The organism is Paenibacillus mobilis, from assembly GCF_058267595.1.
In genome coordinates, this window is the sequence record NZ_JBZCMS010000003.1 from 213,514 (window position 1) to 233,027 (window position 19,514).

Consider the following 19,514-nt stretch of genomic DNA (forward strand, 5'->3'; position numbering starts at 1 on the left):
CTTTACTTAAACTTAATACCCATCCGTCTTATGCCCGGATTTCTCTGCGATTTCCGCACCTTCGCGGAAGGCGGCGGAGCCGGTATGGCTCATGTCGGCTTTGGCTTTTTCCAGGCCGTCCTTGACTCTTTGCCCGTAATCCGCGTCGGCTTGAGTGAAATGCTCGATCATTTTCTCCTGGATCACCGGCTGGCATACTTTGAGCGCATCCACCAGGTTGCTGATCAGCTCGTCGCGTTCCCAGTCTTCGAATTTGCGGTACGTTTCGCCGGCCTGCTTGTAGTCGTTGGTCCGCTCGATAGATTGGCGCACCAGCTTGGCATTGTAGGAAGGCTGATGATCTTTGCCCGCAGGCTGGGCCTCCTTCAATCCGCCGAGGGAGGACGGCTCGTAATCGACATGCGGATTTTGGTCTGGTGCCTTGTCGACATGGTAGGCCATTTGGCCATCCCGCTGGTTGGTAGCGACGTGCGTCTTTGGCGCGTTGATCGGCAGCTGCAAATAGTTGGAGCCTACCCGGTAGCGCTGGGTATCGGAATAAGCAAAGGTGCGGCCCTGCAGCATTTTATCGTCGGAGAAGTCCAAACCGTCCACTAACACGCCCGTCCCGAAGGCCGCCTGCTCTACTTCCGCAAAATAGTTTTCCGGATTTTTGTTCAGCACCATTTTCCCGACTGGCAGGAAAGGCCATTTCTCCTGGTCCCACAGCTTGGTATCGTCCAGCGGGTCGAAATCCAGCTCCGCATGCTCGTCGTCGCTCATGATCTGCACGCACAGCTCCCATTCCGGATAGTCGCCGCGTTCGATCGCTTCGTACAGGTCCTGGGTCGCGTGGCTGGTATTCTTGGCCTGAATGGCGTCTGCTTCCTTCTGCGTCAGGTTTTTAATGCCTTGTTTAGGCTCCCAGTGGTATTTGACGAGCACCGCTTCGCCGTCCTTGTTCACCCATTTGTAGGTGTTGACGCCGGAGCCCTGCATCTGGCGGTAATTGGCCGGAATCCCCCAAGGAGAGAAGACGAACGTAATCATATGAATCGCTTCAGGGCTGTTGGCTACAAAATCGAACATGCCTTCCGGATTGGCCAGGTTGTTGACCGGATCGGGACGGAACGAGTGGACCATGTCCGGGAACTTAAGCGGGTCGCGGATGAAGAAAATTTTCAGGTTGTTGCCGACCAAATCCCAGTTGCCGTCTTCGGTATAGAATTTAGTGGCGAACCCGCGCGGATCGCGGAACGTTTCCGGGGAATGGCCGCCATGGATCACCGTGGAAAAACGCACAAACACGGGCGTCTGCTTGCCCGCCTCCTGAAACAGCTTGGCGCGCGTGTATTTGGACACCGGCTCGTTGCCGACCTTGCCGTAGGCTTCAAAGTAGCCGTGTGCGCCGGCCCCGCGGGCATGGACGACGCGCTGAGGAATACGTTCGCGGTCAAAGTGGGACATTTTTTCGAGATAGTGATAGTTCTCAAGGGTCGAGGGCCCACGGTCGCCGACCGTTCTGATGTTCTGGTTATTGGTGATCGGGTGGCCTTGACGGTTTGTCAGCGTCATGTTGTTGTCTTTTTGATCCATTGTCAGCTTACACATCCTTTTTTCCAGGGTATGGATGTACTTTTTGCCAAGTGAATTGGAATTATGCGGAAATAATGGATTTTTCATTTTTCAGCTTGAAGACAAAAAGACTCCACTCTCTTTTAACCGGAGAGCGGAGTCCTTTAATCTGTGTCGCGAAAAACGGATTAAATTTGAATTTCGGCTGCCGTCTTATTTCTTCATCATATCGGCAACGGTTTTATCGAATTTGGCCAGCAGCTCGTCTTTGCTGATGCGGCCGCCTTGATATTCCTGCATCGCCGCGCCGAAGCCTTGGGTCGTGCCGTCCGGGAAGCGATCCCAGAACCAGCCGAGCGCCGTAGAGTTCAGAGCTTTGACGCCGTCGGCGATGGCGCCGATATCTTCTTTCGTAGCGTCGATGTTCGTTTCGGCAGGCATGAAATGGAACTCCTGCGTCAAATATTTTTTGCCGGTATCGGAAGTCACCATCCAGTCCAGGAATTTCTTCGCTTCGTCCGGATGAGCGGATTTGCTGTTGACGATCCAGTTGTTCGGCACGCCGATCAGCACATGCCCGGCCTGGTCGTTAATGGGGATTGGCAGCACGCCGAGGTTTAGGTCCGGATTAACTTTGTCGATGTCGCCTTGTACCCAGTTCCCTTGCGGCAGCATAGCCGCCTGACCGGCTGCGAAGGTGGCCACCTGAGTCGCATAGTCGGTGGTCAGCATGTCCTTCTGCGCGTTCTGGAACACGAGATCCACGTAGTCGAGCCACTGTTTAAATACTTCGTTGCCTGCGGCCGTCGTTTTGCCGGCCTTCCAGTCCTCCACGAACTTGGCAGGGTCCGGCTGGTTGGCGATCGCGACGTTCACCATGTGAATACCGAGAGACCACCATTCATTTGTAGCTTCAAAAGGCGTGATGCCGGCGTCTTTGAGTTTCTTGACCGCATCGGTCAGCTCGGGCAGCGTCTTGGGTTCAGTTGTAATGCCCGCTTTGGCAAACAGATCTTTGTTGTAAATAATGCCGTAGCCTTCCGTATTCATCGGCATGCCGTACAGCTTGCCGTCCACGGTGGTAGGCGCTTTAGTCGCTTCCAGCAGGTTTGGCACCCAGGCCTGGTCGGACAGATCGGTTGCCCGGTCCATGTAAGGCTCCAGCGCGGCGTAGCCGCCGTTGTTGTAGATTTCAGGCTCCGTGCCGGATGCGATGGCCGCTTTCAGCAGCGCGCCGTAATCTTCGCCGCCGCCGTGCGTTTCCACGTCGACATGAACGCCGGTTTCCTTCTCGTATTCTTTCGCCAGCTGATTGAGCTGGTCGGCAATTTCCACTTTAAACTGGAACACTTTGATCGAAACGTCTTTAGCAGGAGCGCTGCTGGAGGCCGTACCGCTGTTCGTGCTGCTTCCGCTATTGCCGGAGGCCGAGCTGCCGCTGTTGTTATTGTTGGAACCGCAGCCTGTAGCCATAACCATGGCCAGCAAAGTAGTGACCCCTACCATTAAAACCTTTTTCATGTTTGGAAATCCCCTTCCAAATCTTTATTTTGAAAACGTTTACTTCTAATTCAAGTATAGAAACGGACTGCATTTTCTTCGACTTCCTGCATTGAACAAAAAGGGGGAACATATTGATTTTGATTTATCCTTTAACGGAACCGGCGGTGATGCCTTCGACGATATATTTTTGCAGGAACAGGAAAAAGACGATGACCGGCGCAATGCCGATGGCCAGACCCGGAAGAGCCAGGTTCCACTGCTTCGTATATTGCCCAAAAAACTTCGTGATCCCGATCGGGATCGTCGTCAGGTCGTTGTCGCCGCCGATCAGCAGGACCGGAAGCAAATAGTCGTTCCAGATCCAAAGCGTGTTCAAAATAATGTTGGTCACGATGATCGGCGTCAGCAGCGGGAACACGATTTTCCAGAATACCCCGTAAGGCGAGCAGCCGTCAACCACCGCCGCCTCTTCAATCTCTAAAGGCACCGTTTTGATGAAGCCGTGGAACAGGAACATTGAAAGCGCCAGACCGAAGCCGAGATAACAGATGATAATGCCGTACAGGTGTCCGCGAATCTCCAGCAGAGACGTAATCCGCACCAATTGGAGCATAACCGACTGAAACGGAATGATCATGGAAGAAACCAGCACGGTGAACAACACTTTGTTAAAAACGGTAGGCCGCCGCACAAGGCGGTAAGCCGTCATGGAGCTGATGATCACGATGCCGATCACGCTGCAGATCGTAATTATAAACGAGTTCCGGAACACCAGCGGGAAGTTGATGGCTTCCCATACCTTCGAGTAATTGTCCCAGAGGAACTGCTTCGGCCAGGAGGCCGCGTCGATCAGAATTTCGCCCAGGTTCTTGAACGAATTCACAAGCACAAAATAAAACGGCGAAAGAAACAGCAGGGCCAGCAGGATCGCCGCAATTTCCAGGATCAGGGTCGAAACTTTGTAGCGTCCGCGGGTGTCCATCAGGCTTCGACCTCCTTGCTTTTCGTAATCCAGACCTGAACAACCGTAATGATGGACACCGCGAAGAAAAAGATCATCGCTTTGGCCGTGCCCAGCCCATAGCGGTTATTGTTCAGCGCTTCCGCGTAAACGTTGAAAGCCAGCGACTGGGTGGAGGTACCCGGCCCGCCTTTCGTAAGCGACAGGTTGAGGTCGAACATTTTGAACGCGTTGGAGGTTGTCAGGAACAGGCAGATCGTAATCGCCGGCATGATCAGCGGCAAAATGATTTTGCGGAGCAGCTGCCCGTAGCTGGCGCCGTCGATGCGGGCCGCCTCGAGCAGATCCTTTGGCATGCCGGCCAAAGCCGCAATGTAGATAACCATCATATAACCGGCCGTCTGCCAGATAAAGACGATGCAGATCCCCCAGAACGCCGTTGTCGGTGTGCCGAGCCAAGGCTGGTTAAACAGCGGAATATGCGTCAGGTCGCCGATCGCGCCGAACCCTTTGGTGAAGATAAACTGCCAGATGAAGCCGAGCAGGATGCCGCCGATGACGTTCGGCAGGAAAAAGACCGTCCGCAGGGCGTTTTTCGCCTTAAGCGGTTTGGTCAGCAGCAGCGCCAGCAGGAAGGCCAGCACATTTGCGCCGATGACCGTGGCCAGCGTGAAACGTAGCGTAAATCCGAAGGAATGCCAGAAGTTCGGATCATCCGTAAAAATCCTAGTCAAATTGTGCATGCCCGTCCATTTGGCTTTATCGAGATCCAGACCGTCCCAGTCTGTAAAGGAGTAATAGAAGCCGAGCAGAAACGGAATAAAAACGATGGCCAGGAAAAACAAAACGCCCGGCCCTACAAAAACCAGCTGCTGCATCCATTCGCTGCGTTGTTTGCGTGTCATAAACCTTCGCCCCTTTCGTATTGTGAGTATACTTGCTGAAGCTGGAGAACGAACACCGACTATGATGACGCAGTGGGTGGATTATATTGACATGGCGTTTATAATGGCTTATACAATAAAATCGTTATTGAAAGCGTTTTAAGCACGTTTTGAAAATGGAGGACAGGGACCGATGATCCGCAACAGCATCCGCAAAAAGCTGCTTATTTTACTGCTTGCCGCCACCATGATTCCCATCTGTTCATCCATCGTGATTTCTTACTACTACACGCGGCATTCCGTGACGGAAACCGCCATCGAGCAAAACTCCAGCCGGATCGAGCTCGGGAAGCTGAACGCGCTGAATTATTTTAATACGCTGAACCAGCTTTCGGTGTCCATCTACAGCGGCATCAACGTGGCCGACTCGCTGTATACCTATCTGGAGAATACGCGCAAAAACCCGGTGAGCACCTCGGAAGCGGTGGCGACCAGCTACGACCCGGTTTATCTGCACTTGTTCAACCTTTACCAGACGGATAAAGATATTTATCAGATGCATTTTTATATCGCAAACGGCAGCCAGTCGAATTTGTGGGTGAGCGGCTATTTCCGCCGCGAATATAACCCCGGATACCGGATGCCGAAAAATCAGGACGGCGAATATAAAGCTTTTATCCAGCCGGCGCATATCAACAACCAATACGGGCTTAAGGATGCCCTGCCGCCTTCCAAAATCGCCGAAGTCCCGGTTTTTACGCTGAACAGGCCGCTGTATCAGGCTCCGACGGTCGCCGTGCTCGGGTATCTTTCGATCGACGTAAGGCTGGACGGCCTAAACCAAATCTTCGATAAGCTATATAGCCCGGATCGCCATGAACAGCTGTATTTGCTGGATCAGGACGCGAGGTTCCTCTATTCTTCACAGGCGGAGGACTACGGCACGGTGATGCAGGAGGGCTGGGAGAAGAAGCTGAAGGCCACGGAGGGAAGCGGGCATTTCGAGTGGAGGGACAGCCGCTTTTCAGGGATTATTTTCTACGACCATCTTGATACGGGCTACATGAACACCGTCGTGGTGAAAAAGATTCCGTTTACCGATCTCTACCATAGCGCCAACGAGCTGACGGGCATCAATTCCGGCATTGCCGCAGCTTCGCTCATTGTGGCGATGATCGGCACGGTGCTGATTTCGCTGCAGATTACCCGCCCGCTTAAACAGCTGCTTCTTTACGTCAAGAAAGTACAGAAAGGCAATCTGCGCGTGCCGATGAACGTGACCAGCAGCGATGAGATCGGTCTCCTGGCCCGGAGAATGGAAACGATGATGGAGACGATCGACGAGCTGATTCTGCGAGAATACAAACTCGAGCTGGCGAATAAAACCAACCAGCTTAAAGCGCTCCAGGCTCAGATCAACCCGCATTTTCTCTACAATGCGATGCAGCTGATCGGCACGCAGGCGCTGCATTCCGGTTCGACCAACACGTACCGGCTCGTCGGCAACCTGGCCAAAATGATGCGCTACAGCATGAACAACGAAGAAACGGAGGTTCCGCTGCGCCGCGAAGTCGAGCATGTGAAGGCTTATTTGGAGCTGCAGCGGGAACGTTTTGAGGATGCGCTGGAATACAGCCTCGACTTTGAGGAAGCCGCGCTGCGGATTACCGTGCCGAAGATGCTGCTCCAGCCGCTGGTGGAGAACTACTTCAAACATGGTTACGACGGCCGGCTCGGCAAAGGCGATATCTCGCTGAAGGGTTATGTGGAGGACGAAGGGAAGAAGCTTGTCCTGCAGATCGACGATAACGGAACCGGCATGGAGCCGGAGGCTCTGGAGCGGCTGGTTCAAAGGATCGAATCCATGGATCAGGGAACGCCGGTGCAAGAGCAAGAGCGTCAAACGGAAGAGAAGGCCCGCGGCGAACTGGAGCTGCTTTCGGGGGGCGGCGAAAGCAGGGGCAGCGGCGAAGGCGGCATTGGATGGCTGAATGTAGTCTCCCGGCTCAGGCTGCAGTACGGAAGCGGCGTGGCAATCCGGCTGGAAAACCGCCCTGGCTCCGGGCTGTCCATACGGATGGTGATTCCGCTGCTTGGAGAGAAGGAGGTCTTGGGATGAAAGCATTGATCGTAGATGATGAGAAACATGTGCGCGAGGCTATCAGAATGCTAGTGCCCTGGCAGAACTGGAACATCGGCACCCTACTGGAGGCGACGGACGGCCAAATGGCGATCGAGCTGATCGAGAAGGAGCACCCCGAGCTGATCTTTACCGACATGATGATGCCGGTCAGGAACGGAGTGGACCTGCTCCGCTGGATGCATGACAACAACGTGACGGGGAAGACGATCGTCATCAGCGGTTATGACGACTTTGAGCTGGCGAGAAGCACGATTCGTTACGGCGGGCTGGATTATATCCTGAAGCCCATCGAACCGGAGCAGCTGATCCGCGCGGTCGATTCGGCGGTTGCCCAGTGGCGGCGCGAGGAGGAAGGACGGCGGGCCGCCGTGAAGCGGGGCATGGAGCTGAACCGGCTTAAGCCGGTCTATTTGGACAAGGTGTTCTCCCAGCTGATCGAAGGAACGGGACTTCACCGGGCCGCGGCCGACCTGGAGGGCGAAACGGGCCTTCCTCCGGGCAATCCGCCGGTCAGGCTGGCCCTGCTGTCGCTGGAAGGCCTTCACCCGGCCAATCTGCGTTCTTTTTCCGCCAATGAGGATCTGTTTTATTTTGCGGTGCTGAATATTTGCAACGAGATTCTCGGGAAGGAGAAGATCGGGTACGCCTTTTCCTACTGGAACCGCCGGCGGGAGGTCGTCATGGTGCTGTGGAGCCGCCTTGCGCAGGCCCATGAAGTGATGCGCCATGTGCAGGAATGCTGCCTGCGCACGCTGCGGACTTCTTTCCATATCGCCCTTGGAGAAGTACACGTTTTCCCGGACGGGCTGCGGCAGGCCTACGCCGAATCGAAGGGGATTCTGCAGCAGCGGAACCTGCTGGAGAACGGTTCGTGGGTTCATGGGGCGGAGGACGGCCGGGTGGGAGACGTTGTCCCCAAAAGCGGACCGCATTTGTCCGATTATGAAAGCGGGCTTCGCCTGGCGGTCTTCAGCGGACAGCCGGCCGAAATCCGGCGCTCCGTGCACGGCTGGGTAACGGCCGCCGCAGGAGCGGGGCGGATTACGCCGCAGCAGCTGCAAATCTGGGGAAGCGAATATGCGGTGCTGCGTCTGCAATGGGCCAAGGATTGGCTGGGCGAAGAAGAGCTTTCGGCTGAACTGCAGCGGCCCGGCGATGCTTTTGAGGTGAAGGTGGAGCCGGACGGCCTATTTTCGCTGGGAAGCTGGGAGGAGCGGCTGTCGGGGGAGCTTGCCGAATTCGCGAAAACGCTGCATGCCCTGAAGCAGCAGAGCGGCAGCGTGATTCATCAGATCCGCAAATACGTGGAGGATCGCTACCGGGAGGAAATTTCCCTCCAGGATATCGCGAATCAATTTTTTCTGAGCCGGGAGTACATTTCCCGCAAATTCAAGCAGGAGCTCGGGGAAAATCTGTCCGACTACATCGGCCGGATCCGGATGGAACACGCCAAGAAGCTGCTGGGCAACCCGAATTTGAAAATCATGCAAATCGCGGACAGGGTCGGCTACCCGGATGAAAAATACTTCAGCAAGGTGTTCAAGAAGCATACCGGCCAAACCCCCAACGAATATCGGAAGAATCAGAGCTAATTCGGACTTGCTGAACCCGGAGCCAAGCCATGTACGGCTTAGGCACCGGGTTTATTTTATTGGCGGGGTTCGGCCTTCGGGGGGATTTACAAGGCAAAATGAAAATAAATGAAAATTTTCTGGGTTTTATGCTCTGTTTTGTATAGACAAGGTTCGACATAGTCTTTAAAATTCAGATATAAAAGCTGGGCGTATGTCCAAGTTATGCCAGTCTTTTTACAAGGTCAAATTCTATTATTATTATGTGGCGGGAGCGGGGTTGTCAGGTATGAAAGGAAAAATGGGGATTCGGTTGAAACTGGTGTCGTTTATGGTTGCGGTAGTGATTTTAGGTACGGGATTTATTGGTTATTATGCCGTATCCACCGCGCAAAAGGATATTCTTTCGACCGCCCATGAAAAGCTGCAAGCTGATTTGAATGCGGGAATGATGCTGATTGACCGGCTGTATCCGGGCGATTGGTCCGTACAAAACGGCAAGCTTTATAAAGGAGAACAGGCCATCGATGAAAATTTGACGCTGCTGGATGAATTCGGACAGGAGACTGGAGACACGGCGACTCTTTTTCTGGGAGATACCCGCGTGGCCACCAACGTTGTGAAAGAAGACGGGACCAAAGCGGTCGGGACGAAGGTCTCGGACCAGGTGGCTGAGGCAACGCTGCAAAAAGGACAAGTTTTCATAGGCGAAGCCGTCGTCGTCGGGCAGGTCAACCAGGCCGCTTATGAACCGATTAAGGATGCCTCCGGCAAGGTGGTCGGCATCTGGTATGTCGGCGTTCCGGCCAAGCCATATAAAGACGCGATCAGCCATTTGGAGAGCCGGGTGCTGCTGTTCGGCATTGCCGAACTCGTGCTGGCAGCTCTTCTCATTTGGCTGTTGATCGTGCAGAGCCTCAGACCGCTGGTTTCCCTGGTGAAGGCTTCGGAAGAGGTGGCCGCAGGCAATCTTCGCGTACAGATCAAGGAATACCGTTCCAGAGATGAGATCGGCCGGCTGACCTCGGCGATTTCGGGCATGGTCAGCAGCTTGAAAAATACGATGACCGAGCTGAACGAAAATATTTACGCTTCGGCCGATCAGGTGGCAAAAGCTTCGGACAGCATGGCCCGGGCGCTGGAGGAATTAACCCAGTCGCATCAGACCGTTGCCGACAATAACAAGCAAATGAGGAAAGAGGCGGCTACGGGGCATGAAAACGTGCAAATTTCCGCGCAGGTGCTCGGTGAACTGTCCGCGTTGATCAAACACGCCAATGAACAGGCTGAGGAAGCCCAGAGCGACTCTGTCCGGACGAAGGAAATGGCTCAAAAAGGCCGGGAGACCGTGCTCCAGACCTTGTCTCTGATGGAATCGATCCAGGGCCGCTCCGTAGAAACGGGCGGGCAGATCGGACGGCTTCAGGAGCATTCCCGGAAAATTTCCGAAATTACGAGTACGATTTCGGAGATCGCGGCATCCACGAATTTGCTGGCTTTGAACGCCTCGATCGAAGCGGCGCGTGCCGGAGAATCGGGGCGCGGGTTTGCCGTGGTGGCCGCGGAGGTCCGCAAGCTGGCCGAACAATCCGACAGGGAGGCTGCCGAAGTGGCCGGTCTGATCCAGGCGATCACCGCCGACATTGAAGAGGCGGTGTCTTCGACGGAGCACAGCCGGGAGGAAATTGGCCGCGGCGCGCTGGCCGCACGCGAAGCGGGCGAAGCGCTGCAGGACATCTGGCTTGCCGCGACTGGAACGGCGGATAAGATGGAACGCATTATGCAGATGACGAACGAGGAAGTAGCCGGGGCGGACAGCATGATCCTGCTGAACGGAACCGTTATGGATGTGATGAAGAGCACACTGGATCACTCGGAGACGGTCGTGGCGAGTGCGCAAATCATGGCCGAAGAGATCGAGCATCTGGCTTCCGCTTCCGAGGAATTGACGGCCATGGCGGAGGAACTGAAATCCAGCTTGGGCAAAGTCAAGGTATAGGCGAAACAGGGCATAACAAAGAAACAGCGAGAAGCGATCCCGACAGGTCTGTCTTGACCGGAGGGATCGCTTCTTTTTTGGCGTGTGTGCTGTGCGGGATTAGTCCGCTTACGGCGTTTCCAATCAGGTCAGCCAACCGTTGCTTTCCGCGATATTGATCGCTTCGATCCGGTTTTTGGCCCCCAGCTTCCGGATGATTTCCGAAACGTAATTGCGCACGGTGCCCCGGGACAGAAACAGCCGTTTGGCAATATCATGGACCGGCAGGCCTTCGGCCACTAGCCTCAGGACCGCCTGCTCGCGTTCGGTCAACGGATTTTCGGCTTCCCAAAGGCTGAGCGAAAGCTCTGCGCTGACCACCCGCCCGCCTTGATGGATTTTTCGCAGGGCGGCGCTCAGTTCGTCGACGGGCGAATCCTTCAGCAGGTATCCTTTGACGCCGGCTTTCATGGCCCTTTGAAAATACCCAGTCCGGGAAAAAGTGGTCAGGATGACCACCCTGCAGGGATGGCCTTCTTCTTTCAGCCGTTCCGCAACCTCAAGTCCGGTCAGCTTGGGCATTTCAATGTCCAGCAGGCAAAGATCGGGTTTCCGTTCCCGGACCAGCCTCAGCGCCTCTTCGCCGTTTTCGGCCTGCTCGATCACCTCGATATCTTCCTCCATATCCAGCAGCAGCTTCAAAGCGCCGCGCAGCATGCCTTGATCCTCGGCAATCAACACTTTCATGGTGCCGTTCCTCCTGTGCTTAAAGTCCGGGCGATTTTAGGAACCGTCAGCCTTACACTGGCGCCTTTGCCGGGGGACGTCGTGAAGTCCAGATTTCCGTTAATCAGGGCAAGGCGCTCCTTCATGCCGTTCAGCCCGGTGCCGCGCGTCCAAAGCCCTTCTTGTCCCATCCCCATGCCATTATCGGAAATGGTCAGGGTACAGGAATGGGGCTCATGCACCAGCTCGATCTCGCACAGGGTAGCCCGGCTGTGTTTGACGACGTTGGTCACGGCCTCGCGAAGGCACATGCCCAGCACGTTTTGGGTAAAAGGCTCGATATCCGGCCCATCGCTGTCCCGATCCTTTCCGGTCCCCCCGTCATCCCCGATAGTTCTGCTGCCTGCATCTCCGCCGCAGCCGTTTACTTTCAAGCTCATCCCGGCCGCAGCAAGAATCTGCCTGGCATGGCCTATTTCACCGTCCAGAGTAACCGAGGACATGTCGGCAACAAGCTCCCTGACCTGCTTTAGAGCAGCCCGGGCAGCCCGGTGGATATCCTTTGCTTCCTGCACAGCTTTCTCGGGCTGCTTGGGGATCAGTTTTTCCGTCAGCTCGCTCTTCAAGGCGATCAAAGACAACGTATGGCCCAGCGTATCATGGAGATTGCGCGATATCCGCTGCCGTTCCTCCTGTTTGCTGAGCCGGGCAATCTCCTCTTGGGCCAGATTCAGCTGTCCTTTTAACTCGCGGGATCTTAAGCCTCCGCGGACCCCCATCGGGACAATAACGGCCACGATCATGGCGGGGACGAGGTTCAGCAGTTCGCTTTCCGTAAGGAAGGAGGAAGCATAAGCGAAAAACCCGCCCAGCAGCAGAACCAGAAATGCCGTGAAAGCCCGGAATATTTTCGGATTAGGAAGGAACGCGACAGCAGGCGTGATGAAAAAGACCAGGTACAGGTAAGACGATTCCCACAGCAGGGTGAAATACGCGGCGATGCCCAGCTCGGCGCCCACATAATAAAGCAATCTTTTGGAATCCCACCAGCTCAGCAGATAAGCGGCAACGAACACTGCCAATACAAGCAGGCCAAGGATTCTTTCCGCGGAGCGGCGGCTTAAAATATCGGCTAAAGGAAATGCCAGGTAGACCAGCCATACCAACGGGAAAAGAAATTTTCCATTTTTCGAGAAAAAAGCCACGCTAAATCGCATCCTGTCTTCGGTTCAGATAGGAAGATAATACCACAAACAGCGCGGCGTAGGCGGCTAATGTCAGCAGGCTGGGGGCTGAAACCGCATGGCCGGCGGCCAGGCTCCAGGCTCCGCTGCCAAAACGGTAAGAGGGCATAAACTCCATCACCCGCTGAAGAGCGGGAGACAACGCCTGTTTGGGGAACCATAACCCGCCCAGGATCGAAATGCCCATGTAGACCAGCTGGGATACGACCTGAACCGCGTCCGTGTTCTTCAGCTGTCCGAGCAGCGTGCCCAAGGCCATAAAAGGGAGCGCTCCGGCCCAAATCCACAAGCCGCAGAGCAGCCATTGTTCCCCGCTCAGGGTAACGCCTTTCACCAGGCCGCCCAGCAGAAACATAAAGAGGATGATCCCGGCGTTTACGAGCGAGGTAGAAACGATCTTCGACGCCACGTAAACGGATGAAGGGAGGGGCGTAACGCGCAGCAGCCGGTTATATCCGGACGCCCTTTCCGCCGCAAGCCGGCTGCTTAGGCTGGTGATGCTGGAGCCAAGCACCCCGTATACGGTCATGGACATCAAGTAATAAGCTCTCCATTCGATTCCGCCGACCTGCATGGCGTCTCCAACTACGCTTGTGAAGATGAAATAGAAAAGGGCCGGCATCAGCAGGGCAAAAATCATAAATCTTCTGTTCCGCAGCGTCCGCAGCATTTCGGCCCGGCATTGGGCAAGCAGGGCTTTAGACAACATGGCGATTCTCCTTTCCCTTCGGTCCCACGCTTTTATTCGTTCCGTCCGCTTCGCTTGTCCCCGTCCCGTCCACCAGATTCCGGAAGGCTTCTTCCAGGCCGCCGGAACGGATCTCAATGTCCCGGACGTCGAGCTCCAGGCGGGCGATGGCAAAAATAAGCCGGTCGGTATCCGGACTGGTCAGCGTGACCTGCCGGCCGTTCCAGACGGCTTCCTGCATCCCGGGAAGCTGCTCCAGCTGCCGGGAATCCAGCTCCGGTCCTGCCGTGAAAAGGATGGATTTCCGGCCAGCCTTTTTCTTCATTTCGAGCGGCGAACCGTCGGCGGCCAGTCGTCCGTTATTGATGACCAGAATGCGGTCGGCCAGCTGATCCGCTTCCTCCAGATAGTGGGTGGTGAGCACGATCGTTTTGCCTTGTCCCGCAATGGCCCGGATATTTTCCCAGAAGAGCTGCCTGGACATCACATCCATGCCGGCCGTCGGCTCGTCGAGGAACAGCACCTCGGGATCGCCGGCCAGCGCAAGCGCAAAAGACATCCGGCGTTTCTGTCCGCCGGATAGGGCGCTGGCCATCCTGTCTTGGACTTCCTCGAGTCCGGCCATCCGGAGCAGCCGCTTCAGCGGCAAAGGTTTGCTGTAATAATGGCGGAACAGGTCAACCGCTTCCCGGACCTTCAGTCCGGTGACGGTTTCCGAATCCTGCAGCATGGCGCCGACCCTGCTTCGCACCGCTTCGTCCCGGGGATTTCCGCCGAGCAGCTTAACCTCTCCTCCGGTAGGCCTTTGAAGGCCCAGCATCATCGAAATGGTGGTGGATTTCCCTGCCCCGTTAGGGCCGAGCAAAGCCACGATGCTGCCGGCCTCAATGGTGAAGGAGAGGTGGTCAACGGCGCATTTGCCGTTTTTATATTGTTTAGTCAATGCTTTCAGAACAATTGCCGGTTTTGCATTCATTTGTTTTTTCACCCCGTCGTTTATTGGATGTCTTAAGGTTATCGCAACAATCGAAAGGGAAACAGACCGATTTGTCAGGAAAGAGGGATGACATTTGTCATCCTGCGTCCGTAAGGTGGAAAAAGAAACAGGCAGCGTTCGCGCCTGGCGCCTGAAGGCAGAAAAAAAGCCGCCGACCGGCACCCGAGCTTATTCGGGCGCCGGTCGGCGGCTTTTTTTTTATGTGAAAATCAAAGAGGCGAAACCGTCTTTCCAGAGGCGGCTGTTCTTAGAAATCGAAGTTGTCCGGATCCGGGCCGGTACGGTGATTTTGGTTCATGGCCTCGATCGTCGCCATATCTTCGGCGCTGAGCTCGAAGTCGAAGATCGAAGCGTTTTCTACGATCCGGTGTTCTTTGGTCGATTTAGGGATCGTAACAATTCCGTTTTGAATATCCCAGCGCAGGATCACCTGGGTAACCGATTTGCCGTATTTGGCGCCGATCGCTTTCAGTTCCTCGTTGTCCAGCAGTTGTCCTTGCATCAGCGGGGACCAGGCCTCGATCTGGATGCCTTTTTCCTTGCCGTAGGCGCGCAGTTCTTTCTGGGTCAGACGAGGGTGGAGTTCGATCTGATTGACAGCCGGTTTGATCTCGGCATCGGCGAGCAGATCCTCAAGATGATGAACCTGGAAGTTGCTGACGCCGATCGCTTTGATTTTGCCCTGCTTGTACAAGGTTTCCAAGGCTTTCCATGCGGCTTTGTATTTGCCCTCTTTCGGCCAGTGGATCAGGAACAGGTCGAGATAATCCAGACCCAGCTTGTTCAAGCTCACTTCATAAGCAGCCAGCGTTTCTTCATAACCGAGATCGGCAGTCCATACTTTGGAGGTCACGAAAAGGTCTTCCCTTTTCAGGCCGGTTGCTTCCAGGCCTTGGCGAATGCCGTTGCCTACGCCTTGCTCGTTGCCGTAGATCGCTGCGGTATCGATGCTGCGGTAGCCGTTTTTAATGGCTGCGGCAACAGCCGCCTCCAGCTCGGCTCCTTCTTCCACCTGGAATACGCCGAGGCCAAACCAAGGCATTTCTACGCCGTTATTTAATTTCACTCTGCTTTGCAGATTCAAACTCATGATTGAATTCCTCCTGAAATTTAATGTTTATATAAAATGAACCGACGCATGCCGCTCCTCTGGGGTAGCGGTCATGGTTTTGTTCACTCCATAGCTTTTACCCATCCGCCCGAAGTTTGGGCATCTTCTTTAGATTTGCTTTTCTTGTCAAGGACGAGGCTGACAGCCGTAAGAATGACCGCAGCGGCCACCATTAAAGCGCCTACCCAGGCGGTATGCACGAGTCCAAGCGAATCGGTTACGATGCCGCCGATATAGGCCCCCAGCGCAATGCCGGCGTTAAAGGCGGCGATATTGAGCGCCGATGCGACGTCAACCGCTTTGGGGGCTACTTTTTCCGCAAGGATAACCACATACAGCTGCAGCCCGGGCACGTTCATGAAGGCCAGCAGGCCCATGAAGAAGATCGTAATTAATCCGGCAACCTGGTAGGGAGCCGTAAAAGTCAGCACAAGCAAAATGACGGCCTGGATAATGAACATGCCGAGCAAAGCCTTGAGCGGCTTGCGGTTAGCGGCTTTGCCCCCAATGATGTTGCCGACGGCAATGGCGATTCCGTACAGAAGAAGCAAAAGGGCGACCGTTTTTTCCGCAAAACCCGTCACTTCATGAAGAAGCGGAGATAAATAGGTGAATACTACAAAGGTTCCGCCATAACCAAGCGCCGTAATCGCAAGGGCAAGGACCATCCTGCCGCTCTTAAACAGCTTAACCTGCTCGCCCATCGGCGTTTTGGTCCCTTTCCGCAGTCCGGAAGGTACCAGAATCAGGTTTCCGATAAAAGCAAGGATGCCGATAGCGGCAATGGCGAAGAAAGCGACTCTCCAGCCGAACTGCTGGCCAATGAAGGTGCCGATCGGCACACCGGTGACAGTGGCAACCGTCAAGCCGGAGAACATCATGGAAATCGCGCTGGCCCGGCGGTCTTCAGACACGAGGTCTGCAGCAATCGTCGAGCCGATCGACATGAACACCCCGTGCGAGAAAGCCGAAAGAACGCGGGCGACAAGCAGCAGGGCTATGCCCTGCGAGAATGCAGCCAAGCCATTCCCGGCAATAAAAACGATCATAATAGCCATCAGCAGCGTTTTGCGCGGCACGCTCGCCGTTAACGCAGTCAGGATCGGGGCGCCGAAGGTGACCCCAAGGGCGTATAAAGTAACCGTAAGCCCGGCAAAGGTTACGGAAATGTTCAAATCATCAGCAATCAGCGGAAGCAGCCCTACGCTGATAAACTCCGTCGTTCCGATTGCGAAGGCGCTTATCGCCAAGGCGAGCAGCGCAAAGGTGCTTTTTCGTTTATTGAGCTCCATTTTATTCTCTTTGTCACTCCTACCTTGTAGAAATCACCGGCCGGTAATGCTATTATGGATGAACAGGATTACTTTGAATAGTACGTACTTATTTGTGCTATAGGCACTTAAAAGTTATCTATACAAATATTTATATATTAATATAGCGGAGTCCTTGAGGCCCGCAACAGGAGGAATCGTTATGCCAGAAGTTCAGAAAGCGCCAAGAACCAAGAAATACAACATTTCCGTTGAAGCTACGCTTGAGGTGATCGGAGGTAAATGGAAATGCGTCATCCTCTGTCATTTGACGCACGGCCGCAAGCGCACAAGCGAATTGAAGCGCCTGATGCCGGCCATCGCTCAGAAAATGCTGACCCAGCAACTGCGTGAGCTGGAGGAAGACGGTATTATTAACCGGATTAGCTACAACGAAGTCCCGCCTAGAGTCGAATACGAGCTCAGCGAATATGGCTGGGGCCTTAAGCCGATTCTGGATTCGCTCTGCAATTGGGGCGAGCAGCATATCATCCGGGAGTATGGCGACAAATTTGCGGTGCTTGAGGATAATATTTTGAATCACTGATGTACAGGACTTGCAAGCTTAAAGATTAAAAAAATCTGAAAGCCAGCCCAAGAATGGATGCATTCTTCGGCCGGCTTTTTTTCTTTTTTCAGGTTCATCTTTTTATTGCCCAGATAAGCTCATTAAGATACCATAAGAAAAACAACATAACGTCATAATGTTTGATTCTTTGATTCAAATACAAACTTAAATAAGGAGGCGGTAAAGAGATGAAGCTGCGTTTTGAAGGGGAAACAAACGGGCTGCTGCCGGGAATCCGGCTGCTGGCCGGAGAACTCGGCATTGAGGCCGGAAATGAGGGGAATGAGGCGAATGCCGGGGCTGAAGGGGCTGTCGGGATTCCTGTAGATGTAGAGGTGTCCGTATTCGTTAGCGGCGGTCTGGAGGTCGGCTGGGACGGGAACAAAGCCTATATCCGGCATGAGCTCAAACATCAATTTTTTCGCGGGCTGGGTTTATTGGTCCAGCATATGCGCAAAGGAAAGCCTTTCGAGATCAAGGAGGAGCAGCAGTTTGACCTGACAGGACCGATGTTTGATCTTTCGCGCAACGGGGTCCTCACGGTCGAAAGCTTTAAACGGATGCTGAACAAGCTGGCCCTGATGGGCCTGAATACGGTCATGCTGTACATGGAAGATACATATGAAATAGAAGGCGAGCCCTATTTTGGCTACATGAGGGGCCGCTATTCGCAGGCGGAGCTCAAGGAAATCGACGACTATGCCGACCAATTCGGCATTGAGGCGTTTCCAAGCATTCAGACGCTTGCCCATCTGGAGGAGTTCCTGAAATGGGAGGCGGCATCGCGGTATCGGGACACCAAAGGGGCGCTTCTGGTCGGGGAGGAAGCCACGCTGGATTTTATCCGGCGCATGATCGAATCGGCGACGGCGCCTTTCCGCAGCCGCAAAATCCATATTGGCATGGATGAGGCCGAGGAACTGGGACGGGGCAAGTTTTTGGATAAAAACGGATACGTCGGCCGTTTCGACATCATGACGGGTCACCTGGAAAAGGTGCTGGAGATCGTCCGCGAACGCGGCCTCGAGCCGATGATGTGGAGCGACATGTTCCTGAAGCTCGCTTCGGCCAGCGGCGCCGATTATTACAATTCCGATACGACCATTCCCGAAGAGATGGCCAGCCGCATCCCGAAAGACGTCTCGATGGTTTATTGGGATTACGGACTGAAGGAAATGGAGGAATACGGCCAGCAGGTCGCCAAACACCGCCCGTTGGGCGCGAATCTGGCTTTCGCCGGCGCGGTATGGATCTTCAACACCTTCGGCGTGAATTACGGGCTGTCCCTGAACGCTTCGGACAACGCGCTGCAGGTGTGCAAGCAGGAGGGCATCCGCGAGGTTTATGCGACGATGTGGGGCGATGACGGGAACGAAGGCAGCCCCTTTGCGGCGCTCTTGGGCTTGCAGCTGTATGCCGAACATGCCTACTCGGCGGCGAAACCCGAATGGGAGCGTGTGGCGGAACGGGCGGCCTTCTGCACGGGCATCAAGGCGGACAGCTATTTGCTGCTGAAGGACCTTGATGAAACGCCGGGCTCCGAGCCGAATAACCGGGCGCAAAGCAATCCTTCGAAGTTTCTTCTCTACCAGGACGTGCTTCTCGGGTTATTCGACAAGCAGATCGAAGGGCTGGAGCTCTCCGCCCATTATGCCGATTTGGAGCAGCGGATCCAATCGGCACGAAAGAGCGGAGGCAGCGGCACAGCCGAACTCCTGCGGATGCCGGAGAAGCTGTGCGCCGTGCTGAAGCTCAAAAGCGAAATCGGCATCCGGCTCAAACAGGCCTATGACGTTCAGGATCGCGCCGCCTTAAACCGGGCAGCCAAAGAAGAGCTGCCGCTCATAGCCGCCGCGGTCCGCGAACTTCGCGATGCTCACCGCATTCAGTGGTTCAGCATGTTTAAGCCGTTCGGCTGGGAAGTGCTCGATATCCGCTACGGGGGCGTGGTGAACCGTCTGGATTCCGCGGCGCAAAGGCTGCTGGACTATACGGAGGGCCGCATATCCCGCATTGAAGAGCTGGAGCAGGAACGGCTGCTGTACAGCTCCAACAATCGTTTTAACCATAAAGGGATCGGTTGGTGCAGCTACTATTACCGGATGGCGTCGCCGAACGTCTTTTTCCACGTCTTAAACCCGCTATAACTGTCCTGTCCCGAAATAAAATTCGGGCTTTGAACCTTATGAGGCAGTGAGGACGCTCCGACCGGCTGGAATTGGCTTGTCGGCGCGGCCTTATTTTAAGACCGCTTTTTTATATGTAAGGGATTTCTT

General features: G+C 54.8%; 14 protein-coding genes and 1 pseudogene. 5 read left to right on the top strand and 10 right to left on the bottom strand.

The window, feature by feature from the left end; genetic code table 11:
• Positions 1-12: 12 nt before the first annotated feature.
• The 4 genes and pseudogenes from AC3ZPD_RS07320 to AC3ZPD_RS07335 form a co-directional block, all read right to left on the bottom strand.
• Positions 13-1,554 (bottom strand): annotated as a pseudogene (locus AC3ZPD_RS07320) (catalase); the annotation flags it as partial.
• A 213-nt stretch (positions 1,555-1,767) separates the two neighbouring features.
• On the bottom strand, positions 1,768-3,075 hold the full coding sequence (locus AC3ZPD_RS07325) for an ABC transporter substrate-binding protein (protein WP_490983622.1): 1,308 nt from the start codon (positions 3,073-3,075) through the stop codon (positions 1,768-1,770).
• Positions 3,076-3,199: 124 nt separating this feature from the next.
• Positions 3,200-4,039, bottom strand: a complete 840-nt coding sequence (locus tag AC3ZPD_RS07330) for a carbohydrate ABC transporter permease (RefSeq protein ID WP_490983623.1) — start codon at positions 4,037-4,039, stop codon at positions 3,200-3,202.
• Complete coding sequence (locus tag AC3ZPD_RS07335) at positions 4,039-4,923, bottom strand: carbohydrate ABC transporter permease (RefSeq protein ID WP_490983624.1); 885 nt, start codon at positions 4,921-4,923, stop codon at positions 4,039-4,041. Before AC3ZPD_RS07335 ends, AC3ZPD_RS07330 begins: the two co-directional genes overlap by 1 nt.
• A 172-nt stretch (positions 4,924-5,095) precedes the next feature.
• Between AC3ZPD_RS07335 and AC3ZPD_RS07340 the strand changes: the two genes are divergently transcribed.
• From AC3ZPD_RS07340 to AC3ZPD_RS07350, 3 genes are all read left to right on the top strand, one after another.
• Positions 5,096-7,021 (top strand): cache domain-containing sensor histidine kinase, encoded by a 1,926-nt coding sequence (locus tag AC3ZPD_RS07340; protein ID WP_490983625.1) that lies wholly within the window; start codon positions 5,096-5,098, stop codon positions 7,019-7,021.
• Positions 7,018-8,637, top strand: a complete 1,620-nt coding sequence (locus AC3ZPD_RS07345) for a response regulator transcription factor (RefSeq protein ID WP_490983626.1) — start codon at positions 7,018-7,020, stop codon at positions 8,635-8,637. The genes AC3ZPD_RS07340 and AC3ZPD_RS07345 overlap by 4 nt, the downstream gene beginning before the upstream one ends.
• Before the next feature lie 193 nt (positions 8,638-8,830).
• Complete coding sequence (locus AC3ZPD_RS07350) at positions 8,831-10,615, top strand: methyl-accepting chemotaxis protein (RefSeq protein ID WP_490983627.1); 1,785 nt, start codon at positions 8,831-8,833, stop codon at positions 10,613-10,615.
• A gap of 123 nt (positions 10,616-10,738) precedes the next feature.
• Here the strand turns inward: AC3ZPD_RS07350 and AC3ZPD_RS07355 are convergent, their stop codons facing one another.
• The 6 genes from AC3ZPD_RS07355 to AC3ZPD_RS07380 all read right to left on the bottom strand — a co-directional run bounded on the left by AC3ZPD_RS07355 (position 10,739) and on the right by AC3ZPD_RS07380 (position 16,652).
• Positions 10,739-11,341 carry a response regulator transcription factor gene (locus AC3ZPD_RS07355; protein ID WP_490983628.1) on the bottom strand — a complete coding sequence of 201 codons (603 nt, stop codon included), beginning with the start codon at positions 11,339-11,341 and terminating at the stop codon, positions 10,739-10,741.
• Complete coding sequence (locus AC3ZPD_RS07360) at positions 11,338-12,525, bottom strand: sensor histidine kinase (protein ID WP_490983629.1); 1,188 nt, start codon at positions 12,523-12,525, stop codon at positions 11,338-11,340. Before AC3ZPD_RS07360 ends, AC3ZPD_RS07355 begins: the two co-directional genes overlap by 4 nt.
• Position 12,526: 1 nt before the next feature.
• A complete protein-coding gene (locus tag AC3ZPD_RS07365; protein WP_490983630.1) occupies positions 12,527-13,273 on the bottom strand; it encodes an ABC transporter permease in 747 nt (248 codons plus the stop codon).
• Positions 13,263-14,228: an ABC transporter ATP-binding protein gene (locus AC3ZPD_RS07370; RefSeq protein ID WP_490983631.1), complete on the bottom strand. Its 966-nt coding sequence runs from the start codon at positions 14,226-14,228 to the stop codon at positions 13,263-13,265. The genes AC3ZPD_RS07365 and AC3ZPD_RS07370 overlap by 11 nt, the downstream gene beginning before the upstream one ends.
• 268 nt (positions 14,229-14,496) lie before the next feature.
• A complete protein-coding gene (locus AC3ZPD_RS07375; protein ID WP_490983632.1) occupies positions 14,497-15,339 on the bottom strand; it encodes an aldo/keto reductase in 843 nt (280 codons plus the stop codon).
• Between the two features lie 83 nt (positions 15,340-15,422).
• Entirely contained in the window at positions 15,423-16,652 is a 1,230-nt protein-coding gene (locus AC3ZPD_RS07380; RefSeq protein ID WP_490983633.1) for an MFS transporter, read from the bottom strand.
• Positions 16,653-16,833: 181 nt separating this feature from the next.
• Here AC3ZPD_RS07380 and AC3ZPD_RS07385 point away from each other — a divergent pair, with 181 nt between their 5' ends.
• Both AC3ZPD_RS07385 and AC3ZPD_RS07390 read left to right on the top strand, forming a co-directional pair.
• Positions 16,834-17,217 carry a winged helix-turn-helix transcriptional regulator gene (locus tag AC3ZPD_RS07385; protein WP_490983634.1) on the top strand — a complete coding sequence of 128 codons (384 nt, stop codon included), beginning with the start codon at positions 16,834-16,836 and terminating at the stop codon, positions 17,215-17,217.
• Positions 17,218-17,426: 209 nt separating this feature from the next.
• Positions 17,427-19,385, top strand: a complete 1,959-nt coding sequence (locus AC3ZPD_RS07390; protein ID WP_490983635.1) for a beta-N-acetylhexosaminidase — start codon at positions 17,427-17,429, stop codon at positions 19,383-19,385.
• Positions 19,386-19,514 lie beyond the last annotated feature (129 nt).